The organism is Streptomyces sp. NPDC020681, assembly GCF_044334895.1.
In the GTDB taxonomy this organism is placed as follows: Bacteria; Actinomycetota; Actinomycetes; order Streptomycetales; family Streptomycetaceae; genus Streptomyces.
This window is the reverse complement of record NZ_JBIRTX010000013.1, coordinates 58798-71938: the sequence shown is the minus strand read 5'-3', so window position 1 is coordinate 71938 and position 13141 is coordinate 58798. Positions and strand designations below refer to the sequence as shown.

The following is a 13141-nucleotide window of genomic DNA, read 5'->3' as shown; positions in this document are numbered from 1 at the left end:
GGCCGGAAGGGCCTGCCTGGGGAGAGGGACGGGTCATGAAGGTCAGCGTTTTCGGGCTCGGCTACGTGGGCTGCGTGTCGGCCGCGTGCCTGGCCAGCATGGGTCACGAGGTCATCGGGGTGGACGTGAACCAGGTGAAGGTCGACCTGGTCAACGACGGCAAGGCCCCGGTGGTCGAGGAGCGGATCGGCGAGCTCATCGCCGAGGTCGTGCGGACCGGAGCGTTACGCGCCACCGGCGACGTCCATGAGGCGATCATGGGCAGTGAGATTTCGCTGGTCTGCGTGGGCACGCCGTCCGAGCCCAACGGCAGCCTGTGCACCACGTATCTGGAACGGGTCACCGAGCAGATCGGCGCCGCGCTGGCCGAGCGGGGTGGGCGGCAGACCGTCGTGTTCCGCAGCACCATGCTCCCGGGCACCTGCCTGAACCTGCTGGTACCGATCCTGGAGAAGTACGTCGGCGGCATGGCCGGGGCGGACTTCGGGGTCGCGGTCAACCCGGAGTTCCTGCGCGAGGGCACCAGCGTGCGGGACTTCTTCGACCCGCCCAAGACCGTCATCGGCGAGCTCGACCCGGCAAGCGGCGACGTGGTGGCGGCGCTCTACGACGGCTTGCCCGGCGAGGTGTTCCGGGTGCCGATCCCGACGGCCGAGGCCATCAAGTACGCGGACAACGCGTTCCACGGCCTCAAGATCGGCTTCGCGAACGAGCTGGGCGCGGTGTGCCAGGCGCTCGGGGTGGACTCGCACCAGGTGATGGACGTGTTCCTGGCCGACCGCAAACTGAACATCAGCTCCGCCTACCTGCGGCCCGGCTTCGCCTTCGGTGGCTCCTGCCTGCCCAAGGACCTACGCAGCCTGGTCCACGCGGCGCAGCGGGCCGACGTCTCGGTGCCCATCCTCGCCCACGTGCTGCCCTCCAACTCCGACCATCTGCAGCGCGCGGTGGAGTTGGTCGAGCGCACCGGCAAACGCCGCGTGGGCCTGTTCGGGCTGTCCTTCAAACCCGGCACCGACGACCTCCGCGAGAGCCCGCTCGTCGAGCTGGCGGAGAGGCTCTTCGGCAAGGGTTACGACCTGCGGATCTACGACCCCAACGTGAACCTCTCCCGACTGCTCGGCGCGAACCGCGAGTACATCGAGACCCGGCTGCCGCACCTCGCGCAGCTGCTTGCAGAGTCCGTCGACGAGGTGCTCGAGCATGCCGAGGTGTGCCTCGTCGGGAGCAGGGATCCGGCCGTGCTGTCGGCGCTGCCCCATGGCGACGGCCCGGTGATCGTCGACCTCATCCACCTTCCCGACGCCGAGGCGCGCCGGGCCGAACCTGGGTACGTGGGCCTTGCTTGGTGACACAACCAGCGGCGCCGGGCCGGCCCGGCGCGCGCTGATCCTCGTAGAGAACCTGTCGGTGCCGTTCGACCGGCGGGTGTGGCAGGAGTGCACGACACTGCGCGACGCGGGCTGGGAGGTGCACGTCATCTGTCCCAGGGGGGAAAAACGGGACACGGAGCCGGAGGCGGAGATCGACGGGGTGCGGATCCACCGCTACCCGTTGCGCGCGGCCACCGGCGGGCCGGCCGGCTACCTGCGCGAGTACGGATCGGCGTTGTGGCACACGGTCCGGCTGGCCCGCAAGGTCGGCCCGGTCGACGTCGTCCACGCCTGCAACCCGCCAGACCTGTTGTTCCTGCCGGCACTGTGGCTGAAGCGGCGCGGCGCGCGGTTCGTCTTCGACCAGCACGACCTGGTGCCCGAGCTGTACCTCTCCCGGTTCGACCGTGGCAAGGATCTGCTTTACCGCGCCGTGTGCGCGCTGGAACGGCGGACCTACCGGGCCGCGGACGTCGTGCTCGCCACGAACGAGAGCTACCGGGACGTCGCGCTGCGCCGCGGCGGTAAGCGGCCGCAGGACGTCTTCGTGGTGCGCAGCGCGCCGGACATCGACCGGTTCCACCCGGTGCCGCCGGAGCCGGAGTTGAAGCGCGACAAGCCTCATCTGCTGTGCTACCTCGGCGTCATGGGACCGCAGGACGGCGTCGACTACGCGTTGCGGGCCCTCGCGAAGCTCCGCGACGAGTTCGGGCGGACCGACTGGCATGCGGTGTTCGTCGGCGCCGGCGACGCCTTCGACGCGATGGTGGAGCTGTCCCGGCGGCTCGGGCTGTCGGAGCAGGTGCAGTTCACCGGGCGCATTCCTGACGCCGACCTGGCGCGCTACCTGTCCACCGCTGACGTGTGCCTTTCCCCCGACCCGCGCAATCCGCTCAACGACGTGTCGACCATGAACAAGGTCCTGGAGTACATGGTGATGGGCCGGCCGATGGTCTCGTTCGACCTCCGGGAGGCCCGAGTGTCCGCCGGTGACGCCGCCGTCTACGCATCCGCCAACGACGAGGCCGAGTTCGCCAAGCTCATCGCGCTGTTGCTGGACGATCCGGAGAAGCGGGCCCGGATGGGCAAGATCGGCCAGGAGCGGATCAGCGGGCAGCTTTCCTGGCGGAACTCGCAAGCGTCGCTGCTCGCCGCCTACGCCGCTGCGTGCGGTGACGACGCTCCGGTGTCGGCGGGCGACCCGGTCCGCACAGGGAAGAGGCCGCGCCGTTGAGCGATGACACGATCCGCCTGGTCACGATCGGGCGGATTCTCGGTCGGCGGTGGCGGCTTCTCGCCGTCCTCGCCGTGGTGGGCGCGCTCGTCGGCTTCGGCGCCTCTGCGCTCTTTCCACCGCGTTACACGACGTCGACATCGGTGCTGCTGTCGGGGCAGTGGGAGGATCGCGAGCTGGTGACTCAGGTGGAGATCGCGACCAGTTCGGTGGTGGTCGACCGCGCGGCCGCCACGCTCGGCTGGACCGGGGTCAGCGGCACCGAGCTGCGGGATCGAGTGAGTGCCGAGGCCGCCGACGGGAACATCATCAAGATCTCGGGTACGGCCGACACCCCGGAGCGCGCGCAGCGGCTCTCCGACCAGGTGGCCCAGCAATTTGTCACGTTCGCCGGGCGGATCGCAGGCGACACCACCGACCCCGAAGCGGCGGCGCGGCCCGAGGCACTGCGGCAGATGGTGGTGCAGACCAGCCGCCGCATCACCGAGCTGGCCAAGGCGGCCGATCCGGGGCAGACCGTGGAGAGCGTGCAGGCCCGCACCGAGCTCGAGAAGCTGCGCACCGCGCTGCAGGAGGCCATGAACAAGCTGGACCAGGCCGACCCGGCGACCAACAAGGCCAACATGGTCGTCATGGGACCGGCGGCCCGGCCGACCGGCGAGGCACCGCCGACGAGGATGCAGCTCATCGTCGGCGGGGCGCTGCTGTTCTTCGTGCTCGCGGTCATCGGCCATCTCGCCGCCGCACGGGTGAGTCGGCGACTGCGCACCGAACCGGAGATCGCCGCGGCGCTGGGCTCGGCGCTGCTGGGTACCGTCGACGTACCTGATGAACGGCCCGCGCACCGGCCGAAGGGCCGTGGCCCGCGGGCCTGGATCCGCCGGCTGCTGGGCGCCGACGTCCGGTGGGACATACCGACCCCGCAGCTGTCCGGCGACGAGGCCAGCAGGCAGATCCGCTACCGGCGGGTGTGCGCGCGCCTGCGGGACCAGTTGCCGGCTCCCCGGCGGCTGCTGGTCGTCGTCCCGGACGACGACGAGATCGCCCGCCGGGCCGCCGGGCAGCTCGCCGCCGAGGCCAAGAGCGATCCGCTGCTACGGGTGGTGGGGGTTTCGGTGTCCCAGCCGATGGTGCCGGACCGCGACAACGAGTCCGGTGCCCTGGTCGTGCTCAGCTCGGGCAGTTGGACGGCGGAGGAGCTCGCCGGCATCGCCGAGGCATGTGCGGACGCCAAGCATGAGGTCGTCGGCATCGTCGTCGCCGGCGTGGTCCGGGCCCGTCCGAAGCGGTCTGCCGGCCGTCCTCCGGATGACGCCACGCAGGCGGTCGCGGTTGGCGACGGCGCGACGGGAGGCTCCGTATGACCACGAGCACGACTTCGGATTCGTCGGCCGCCGTTCCACTGCTGGATTTGCAGGCGCTGGTGGTGGCGGTGCGGAGGCGCCGCCGCCTCTGGTGCTCCGTGGCGCTACTGGGGCTGCTGTTCGGCGCGGCGGTGGCAGTCCTGCTGCCGCCGCAGCCGACCGCGGTGACCACGGTGCTGGTCACGCATCAGGAGGACCAGCCGAACGACCCCGGAACGCTGATCCGCACCGACGCCGCGCTGCTGCAGACCACGCGTATCGCCGGCAAGGCCCTGCAGTCCCTCAACTCCCCGGAACGTCCGGAAGACTTCATGCGGGACTACCGGGGTATCGGCCTGACCAACAACCTGCTGCAGATCAATGTGACAGGTGACAGCGACGCGGAAGCGGTGGCCCGAGCCAAGGCGCTGGCCGATGCGTTCGTCGCGGACCATGTGAAGCGGATGCGGGAAGCCGCGAACACCGAGGCCGAGACCCTGCTCGAGCAGCGTGACCGAATGCGGGACGAGCTCGCCCGGGTCAACAAGGCGATCGGAGACGGACCGCCGGAGAGCGACCCGAAAGCGTCGGCGGACATCGAGTCGCTCTTCGCCCGCCGGGCCGAACTCACCTCGCGGATCGCCGATTTCGACCAGCGCGCCGCGGAGGCGCGCATCGGCACGCCTCAACTCATCGCCGGCACGCAGATCGTGGACGCCCCGCACGCGGTGCAGTACTCCCTGCCCAGGACCGCGCTCACCAACGCCGCGATCGGGCTCGTCCTCGGGCTCGTCCTCGGGCTCGCGCTGGCCGCCGTCGGCACAGTGGTGGCGGACCGCCCAGTGCTGCGCCGGGAGATCGCGGCGAACCTGGGCGCCTCGGTCATCGCGGAGCTGCGCCGTGCGCCCCGCTGGTCGGCCAGGCTGTGGCAGCGCCGACGGACGCGGGCTGCACGGACAAGGCTCACCGCGACCCTGGCCCGCACCGTGCGCGGCTTCGCGGAACCGGTGTCGCTGCTGGAACTGGGCTGTGCGCGCAGCGCGAGCGCGATCGCCCTGGACGTCGCCAGGGCACTGGCGGCGGAGGGTCCAGTGGCCATCGTCGATGGTCTGCCAGGACCGCAGCTCGCCAACAGTCGCCAGAAGCCAGGAGACCCGGCCGTGGTCAGCGGCGAGCGTGCCGCGGCCATGCCGCGTCAGACGCGCCGGCTCGGCGTCGGCTCGGTCGCGCCCGGCACGGCGTGGACCGACCTCCAGTACCTCGGCAGCCAGACCGTGCTCGTCGTGCGTGCCGGACACAGCAGCGCCGCATGGCTGCACACCGTGGCGCGACAGCTCGCGGACCTGCGCATTCCGGTGATCGGTGTGGTGCTGATCGACCCCGATCCGCGTGACCGGACCGACGGCACGCTGTGGGACGGGCTGCACATCGCGCTGCGGGGTCATGGCGAGCGGCTCGCCCGGCAGAACGGGATGGGCCAACTGCCGACGGAGCGGCCGTCATTGGCCGTACGAGTCCCGGAAACCGACCAGGAGGCGCGGTAACACGTGTGTGGCATAGCAGGCACCTACCGATGGCCGGACGGGAAGGTCGTGACCGACCGGCTCACCGACACCCTCGCCCACCGCGGTCCGGACGGGGCGGGCCGGTACAGCCACCCCGCCGGTGACGGCGAAGTACACCTCGGACACCGCCGCCTTGCCATCATCGACCTGTCCGAGACCGGCGCCCAGCCGATGGTCTCGGACGGCCTCGTCCTGACGTACAACGGCGAGCTGTACAACGCGCCCGAGCTGCGTGCCGAGCTGGCAGCCGCCGGGGTGCGCTTCCGCGGTACCTCCGACACCGAGGTGCTCCTTGAGGCGTGGCGGCGCTGGGGCACGGACTGCCTGCCCCGGCTGCGCGGCATGTTCGCGTTCGGGATCTTCGACGAGCGAACCGGTGAACTGGTGCTCGCCCGCGACCAGCTCGGCATCAAGCCGCTGTTCCTGCTCCGGCGCGGTGCTGGCCTGGTGTTCGCCTCCGAGCTCAAGGCGCTCGCCGCCGCCACCGGCGGGTCGCTGGAGGTGGACCATGCGGCGCTGGTGGCCTCGCTGCTGTACTACTGGGTGCCGGACTCACGCTGCGCGTTCCGCGAGGCGGAGAAGCTGCCGCCGGGGAGCTGGCTCCGGTGCCGGCCCGACGGCCGGGTGGAGCGCGGCCGGTACTGGCACCTGAAGGACGTCGCCGCCGAGGGCCGGGAGCGGGCACGGGCCGGCGAGCAGCCGGACCTGGCCGCCGTCGTCGAGGAGTCGACCCGGCGCCACTTGCTCTCCGACGTACCCGTGGCGACTTTCCTCTCCGGCGGTCTCGACTCCAGCTACCTGACCGCGCTGGCGGCCCGCGACCAACCCGGGATCTCCGCCTACACGATCGGGTTCCGCGCCGAGGACGCCAAGTTCGAGGCGATGCCGGACGACCTGCGCTATGCCCGGCAGGTGGCCGAGCGGTTCGGCGTCGACCTGCATGAGATCGAGATCGCTCCGAATGTGCTCGACCTGCTGCCGCAGATGACGTACCACCTGGACGAGCCGATCGGCGACCCCGCCGCGATCAACACGTTCCTGATCTGCTCGGCCGCCCGGGAGGCCGGGGTCAAGGTGATGCTCTCAGGGATGGGTGCCGACGAACTGTTCGCCGGTTACCGCAAGCACCTGGCCAACCTGCTCGCGCTGCGCTACCAGCGCGTCCCGCGGCCCCTGCGGCGCGGCCTGTCCAGGGCCGTGGACCGGCTGCCGGTCGCCACGGCCCGCCGGGGGTACCGCTCGGTGCGCTTCGCGAAGCGGTTCCTCTCCTTCGCCGACCTGCCGGAGGAGACCGCGTTCCGGCGCAGCTACACCATGTACGACCAGGACGAACTGCTCGCCCTGGTCGATCCGGACCTGGCCGGGACGGTCGATGACGTGCTGACCGAGCACGCGGACATCTACCAGGACAACGACCTCGACGACTTCGTCAACCGCATGTGCCTGGGCGACGCCCGGATGTTCCTGCCGGGCCTGAACCTCGCTTACACGGACCGCTCCAGCATGGCCGCGTCGACCGAGGTGCGGGTGCCGTACGTGGACGTCGAGGTGGTCAAGGCGGCGTTCGCCGTGCCCGGTGACCGCAAGATCGTCGGACGGCAGGGCAAGGCCGTCCTCAAGGAGGCGGCCACCTCGATCCTGCCCCGGGAGATCGTGTACCGGCCCAAGGGCCTGTTCAGCGCCCCGCTGCGGGCCTGGATGAGCAGGGATCTGGCACCGCTGGTGCGCGAGGTGGTGCACGACGGCGTGCTCGTCAGTTCCGGGTTCCTGCGCCGTGACGCGCTGGCGCGCATGGTCGCCGAGGACGCCGCCGGGCATCGGGACTTCTCCAAGCATCTATGGCATGTGCTGACTCTCGAGTACTGGTATCGCGGCGCGACCTCTGGCTCCGGCCAGAGCGCCCGCTGACGGCGTAGGAGCAAGGGGACTTCGGGTGAAGCAGGTTGTGCAGAACTACAAGAGCGGCGAGCTGACGGTGCTCGACGTGCCGGTGCCGGGGTGCAAGCCGGGCGGTGTGCTGGTCCGCAGCGCCTACTCGCTGATATCCACCGGGACCGAGCTCATGAAGGTGTCCGAGGCCGGCATGTCGATGCTGGGCAAGGCCCGCTCCCGGCCGGACCAGGTGGCCAAGGTCATGCAGAGCGTGGCCACCAACGGGGTGCCTGCCACCTACCGCAAGGTGATGGGCAAGCTGGACTCCTACACGCCGCTGGGCTACTCGCTGTGCGGGGTGGTCGAGCAGGTCGGCCCCGGGATCGACGACGTGAAGGTCGGCGACCTCGTGGCCTGCGCCGGCAATGAGCACGCGCTGCACGCCGAACTGAACTGGGTGCCGAAGAACCTCTACAGCCCGGTGCCGGACGGCCTCGCGTCGCGGCACGCGGCCTTCGGCACCGTCGGGTCGATCGCGTTGCAGGGCGTCCGCCGCGGCGAGCCGCAGCTCGGCGACGTGGCGCTGGTCATCGGCCTCGGGCTGATCGGGCAGTTGGTGGTCCAGCTCCTTGCCGCCTCGGGAGTCCGCGTCGTCGGGGCCGACCCCGACCCGGTGCGCTGTGAACTCGCCGAGCGCCTGGGCGCCGCGGCCTGCGGCGATCCCGCGTCCGTGGCCGTGGAAGCCGCCGTCGCCGAGCTCACCGACGGTCACGGCGTGGACCAGGTGTACCTGGCCGCCGGCGGCGGCAGCAACCAACCCGTCGAGCTGGCCGCCAAGTTGAGCAGGGACCGCGGCCGGGTCGTCGACATCGGCAAATGCCGCCTGGACCTGCCGTGGAACGCGTACTACGAGAAGGAGCTCGACGTCCGGTTCTCGCGCTCGTACGGTCCAGGGCGCTACGACCCGGAGTACGAGCTCGAGGGGCGCGACTATCCGATCGGCTACGTGCGCTGGACCGAGCGCCGCAACCTGGCGTGTTTCCTCGATCTCCTCGCCCGCGGCCGCGTCGACGTGGAGCCCTTGGTCTCCCACATCGCCGACTTCGATGACGCCGTCGAGACGTACCAGAGCCTGAAGGACGGTGATCTGAAGGCCGTGGCTGTGCTGTTCCGCTACCCCGAACAGGCGGAGGAAAAGGGGGAAGTGGAGGCCCCGGCAGTGACCGTGCCCGTGGTGGAGCGACCCAGCGGCTCAGTGTCCACCCCGGCCCGGGCTGCCAAGGCGCCGGTGCGCCTTGCGTTCGTCGGCGCAGGCAACTACGCGACGTCGATGCTGCTGCCGCACCTGGCACAGCGCGACGGCGTCGAGTTGTCCACGGTCGTCACCACGACGGCACTGTCCGCGGCCAACGCCAAGCGGAAGTTCGGCTTCGCCGAGGCGACCACCGATCTCGACGCCGTGCTCGGCGACAAGTCCATCGACGCCGTGTTCGTGGTCACCCGCCACAGCTCGCACGCAGAACTGACCCGCAGGGCGCTGCTGGCCGGCAAGGCGGTGTTCGTGGAGAAGCCCCTGGCCCTCACCGAGGACGAGCTGGCCGGCGTGCTCGCGGCGGTGGGGGAGTCCGGCAACGACCGGCTGCAGGTGGGCTTCAACCGCCGGTTCGCGCCGCTGCTGCAGGAGGCCAGGAAGCGGTTCGGCGCCCGGACCGGTCCGGCGAGCCTGCGCTACCTGGTCAACGCGGGCCGGCTGCAGCACGGCAGCTGGTACCTCCAACAGGGCAGCGAGGGCTCGCGGTTCGCCGGCGAGGGCGGACACTTCATCGACACGGCGAGCTGGCTGCTCGAGGCCGACCCGGTATCGGTGTACGCGGTCGCCACGTCCGGCAACGAGGACTTGCAGGTCGTGCTGCGCTACCCGGACGGGTCCACCGCCACCATCAGCTACGTCACCACCGGCGCGGCCAGCTTCCCCAAGGAGACCCTGGACCTGGTCGCGGACGGCAAAGTGCTGCGGCTCGACGACTTCGTCCGTGCCTCGGTCCACGGTCCCAAGCGGTGGGTCAGCTCGCGGCTGCCCAAGGCCCGGGACAAGGGCCAGAACGCCGAACTGGCCGCGTTCATCAAGGCCGTGCGGACCGGCGGGCCGATGCCGGTGCCGCTGGAGTCGCTGGTCGCCACCACGTCGGCCACCCTCGCCGTGCAGGCCGGCCTGGTCGGCACCGCGCCGGTGACGCTGGCGAGGGCGCGATGACCATGAGCGCGGGCTGGTACCTGCGGCGGCTGTCCCGGATGGGACCGCGGGAGGTCGGCGGCCGGGCGGGCGACGCGGTGCGCAGGCGGCGGTGGCGGTCGGCGCGGCCGGACTGCCCGAGCGTGACCGACGCCCGGTTCACCGCTGTACTACCCGCCGGGACGATCGCCGCAGTGTCTCCGGACGCCGCGAAGCGTCTCGTCGCCGAGGCGGACCGGCTGATGGCCGGGCACGCCGAGTATTTCGGGGTGGTCCGCGACGACCTGGACGACCCGGACTGGTGGTGCGACCCGAAGACCGGGCGCCGGGCTCCGTGGGGCTACGCCTTCGACGTGCCGTACCGGAACGAGGACGCGGTCGGGGACATCAAGCAGATCTGGGAGCTGTCCCGGCATCAGTACCTCACCGTGCTCGCCGCCGCCTACGCGATCACCGGGAACGAGCGGTACGCCGAGCGCGTGGCCGAGCACCTGCGGTCGTGGTGGGCGGCCAACGCGCCGCTGCGCGGAGTGCACTGGATCAGCGGCATCGAGCTGGGCATCCGGCTGCTGTCCTGGGTGTGGATCCGCCGGCTGCTCGACGGCTGGCCGGGCACGGCCGCGCTGTTCGAGGACAACCCGGTGGCGCGGAACCAGATCTGGCACCACCAGCGCTGGCTGGCCGCCTTCCCCAGCCGGGGATCCTCGGCGAACAACCACGTCATCGCCGAGACCGCCGGGCAGTTCGCCGGGGCCTGCGCGTTCAACTGGTTCCCCTCCTCGGCGCGTTGGCGATCCGACGCGCTGCGGTCGCTGGAGCGGCACCTGCGCAGCAACACCTTCGACTCCGGCCTCAACCGCGAACTGGCCACCGAGTACCACGGACTTGTCCTTGAGCTCGGCCTGGCCGCGGTGGCCGAGGCGGATGCCGCAGGTGTGTCGGTCCCCGCGTCGATCCGCCTTGTGCTGCTGCGGATGACCGACGCGCTCGCGGCCGTCGTGGACAACCGGTTACGGCCACCGCGCCAGGGGGACGCGGACGACGGGCACGGTCTGGTCGTGGACGGCGCGGGCACCGACCGCTGGGCCTCGCTGCTGGCGACCGGGGACGCCGTGTTCGGTCGGCTCGCCTGGTGGCCGGCGGTGACCGGCACCGATGTGCGCACCCCGCTGCTGGCCTCGCTCATCCGGCCGTACTCGAATAATGGAGCAACGGCCGTGACCCGCCCGGCAAGCCGACCGGCCCACCTCGCCGACGCGGGCATGACCATCCTGCGCGGTCCGGGGAAGATCTGGTGCCGCTGCGACGGTGGTCCGCACGGCTTTCTGTCCATCGCCGCGCACGGCCACGCGGACGCGCTGTCCGTGGAGGTCCGGCACGACGGGGTCGACGTGCTCGCCGACCCGGGGACGTTCTGCTATCACGGGCAGCCCGAGTGGCGGCAGTACTTCCGGTCGACCCTCGGCCACAACACCCTGCAGCTGGACGGCGGTGACCAATCCGTCTCCGGCGGCCCGTTCCTCTGGACCAAGCATGCCCGCAGCCGCGTCCTGGTCGCGGACACGTCCGGCGCCTCCGACGGGGGGACGGCCCGCTGGTGCGCCGAGCACGACGGTTACCAGCGCTCCGTGCACCGCCGCCGGGTGGAACTGACCGCCGCGAGCCAGGAGTTGCGGGTGGTCGACGAGGTGCGCGGCCCGCGCCGGGACGTGCGCCTGGCGTTCCACCTCGGCCCGGCGATCGCCGCGGACCTGGTGGGGAACCGGGCAGCGCTCACCTGGACCCGGGACGGCGAGGACCGCTCCGCGGTACTCGACCTGCCCGGGCAGCTGTCCTGGCGGGCGCATCGCGGCGAGAGTGACCCGCCGCTGGGCTGGTACTCCGCGGGCTTCGGGCGCAAGGAACCCACCACAACGCTGGTCGGCAGCGGCTTCGCCGACGGCACTGCGTTGTTGGGGGAGTTCACCACCGTACTCAGGTTCCGCGGCTAGGGAGGAGGCGTGGGGATGAAGTGGCGGCACTGGGCGCTACCGGTGGCACCGCTGGCGCTGGCCCTGCTGGCGGCGACCGGCTGTGAGAGCACGCCCGGCGCCCCGGCGGAGCCGACCCTCGGGACATCCACGTCCGTGGCCCGGGTGTGCGCCAAGCCTGCGAACGGGCCGGCGAAGGCGTCGGCGGGCGCGGTGACGGTCGATCCCGCGGTGGTCGGTGACCTGGCTGCGAAGACCAAGAGCAGCCCCCCGAACACCACGTTCTGGCTTCGACCGGGGACGCACAAGCTCGAATCGGACCGTTACGCCCAGGTCATCCCCAAGGAGGGGAACAGCTATCTCGGCGCGCCGGGCGCGGTGCTCGACGGCCGGAAGAAGAACCAGTACGCGTTCGGCGGTACCGCCCGCGACGTCACCATCCAATACCTGACGGTGCAGGGTTTCGTGGCGCCGCCGGACGAGGGCGTGGTCAACCATGACTCGGCCGACGGGTGGGTGATCGAGCACGCGACGATCCAGTACAACTCCGGCGCCGGGCTGATGGCCGGTGCCCGCCAGCGGGTCAGCGCCAGCTGCCTGCGCGGCAACGGACAGTACGGCATGAACGCATACAAGGGCACCGGCCCTCTCAGCGGCCTGGTGGTCGAGGGCAACGAGATCGTGGCCAACAACAGCGACGACTGGGAGCGGCGGCGGCCGGGCTGCGGCTGCACTGGAGGCATCAAGTTCTGGGCAGTCAACGGCGCCGACATACGCGGCAACTGGGTGCACGACAACCGCGGACCCGGGCTTTGGGCGGACACCAACAACAACGACTTCCGCATCGAGAACAATGCGCTCGAGGCCAACGACGGTGCCGCGCTGATCTACGAGACCAGCTACAACGCGGTCATCCGGAACAACACGATCCGGCGGAACAACTGGGTGGAGGGCCGCAAGTACGCCGACCGCGGCGACAACTTCCCGTTCGCGACCGTCTACCTGTCCGAGTCCGGCGGCGAACCACGGATCCGAGCCCGCACGGACAAGATCGAGATCTACCAGAACGTGCTGGAAAACAACTGGTCCGGGATCACCCTGTGGGAGAACGCCGACCGGTTCTGCAACAGCCCGGCCAACACCTCGTCCGGCGACTGCACGTTGCTGGTGCGGGACACCGACCGCTGCGCGCAGCCGGCGATCGCCACCGCACCGCTCTACGCCGACTGCCGGTGGAAAACCCAGCGGGTGGACATCCACCACAACCGCTTCGTGCTGGACACGTCCGTCGTCGGGTGCACGGTGAAGTGCGGCCGCATGGCGCTGCTGGCCAACTACGGCACCTATCCGGAATGGACGCCGTACCCGGGCGAACGGGTGGCCGAGGCGATCACCCATAAGCAGCAGAACCGCTGGCACGACAACGTCTACGTCGGACCATGGACCTTCGTCGCCCACGACCCGAGCCGGATGCTCGACCTCGGGCAGTGGCAGCGGACTCCGTATCAACAAGACGCGGGCAGCACCTTCCAGCCACAGGCCGGTGGTTGA

8 protein-coding genes are annotated in these 13141 nt (G+C 70.9%); all 8 read left to right on the top strand.

The window, feature by feature from the left end; all coding sequences use genetic code 11:
- The first annotated feature begins 35 nt into the window (after nucleotides 1-35).
- Genes ACH4YL_RS27245 through ACH4YL_RS27210 form a run of 8 tightly spaced genes read left to right on the top strand, consistent with a single transcriptional unit; the run spans nucleotide 36 to nucleotide 13141 of the window.
- Nucleotides 36-1352 (top strand): nucleotide sugar dehydrogenase, encoded by a 1317-nt coding sequence (locus ACH4YL_RS27245; protein WP_398510076.1) that lies wholly within the window; start codon nucleotides 36-38, stop codon nucleotides 1350-1352.
- Nucleotides 1342-2607 (top strand): glycosyltransferase family 4 protein, encoded by a 1266-nt coding sequence (locus ACH4YL_RS27240; RefSeq protein WP_398510075.1) that lies wholly within the window; start codon nucleotides 1342-1344, stop codon nucleotides 2605-2607. Before ACH4YL_RS27245 ends, ACH4YL_RS27240 begins: the two co-directional genes overlap by 11 nt.
- On the top strand, nucleotides 2604-3971 hold the full coding sequence (locus ACH4YL_RS27235; protein ID WP_398510074.1) for a polysaccharide biosynthesis protein: 1368 nt from the start codon (nucleotides 2604-2606) through the stop codon (nucleotides 3969-3971). The genes ACH4YL_RS27240 and ACH4YL_RS27235 overlap by 4 nt, the downstream gene beginning before the upstream one ends.
- Nucleotides 3968-5494, top strand: coding sequence for a Wzz/FepE/Etk N-terminal domain-containing protein (locus tag ACH4YL_RS27230; protein WP_398510073.1), 1527 nt, complete (start codon nucleotides 3968-3970; stop codon nucleotides 5492-5494). The genes ACH4YL_RS27235 and ACH4YL_RS27230 overlap by 4 nt, the downstream gene beginning before the upstream one ends.
- Before the next feature lie 3 nt (nucleotides 5495-5497).
- On the top strand, nucleotides 5498-7423 hold the full coding sequence (asnB, locus tag ACH4YL_RS27225; RefSeq protein WP_398510072.1) for an asparagine synthase (glutamine-hydrolyzing): 1926 nt from the start codon (nucleotides 5498-5500) through the stop codon (nucleotides 7421-7423).
- Between the two features lie 25 nt (nucleotides 7424-7448).
- Nucleotides 7449-9641, top strand: a complete 2193-nt coding sequence (locus ACH4YL_RS27220; RefSeq protein WP_398510071.1) for a bi-domain-containing oxidoreductase — start codon at nucleotides 7449-7451, stop codon at nucleotides 9639-9641.
- Nucleotides 9638-11611 (top strand): alginate lyase family protein, encoded by a 1974-nt coding sequence (locus ACH4YL_RS27215; protein WP_398510070.1) that lies wholly within the window; start codon nucleotides 9638-9640, stop codon nucleotides 11609-11611. The genes ACH4YL_RS27220 and ACH4YL_RS27215 overlap by 4 nt, the downstream gene beginning before the upstream one ends.
- Before the next feature lie 9 nt (nucleotides 11612-11620).
- On the top strand, nucleotides 11621-13141 hold the full coding sequence (locus ACH4YL_RS27210; RefSeq protein WP_398510069.1) for a right-handed parallel beta-helix repeat-containing protein: 1521 nt from the start codon (nucleotides 11621-11623) through the stop codon (nucleotides 13139-13141).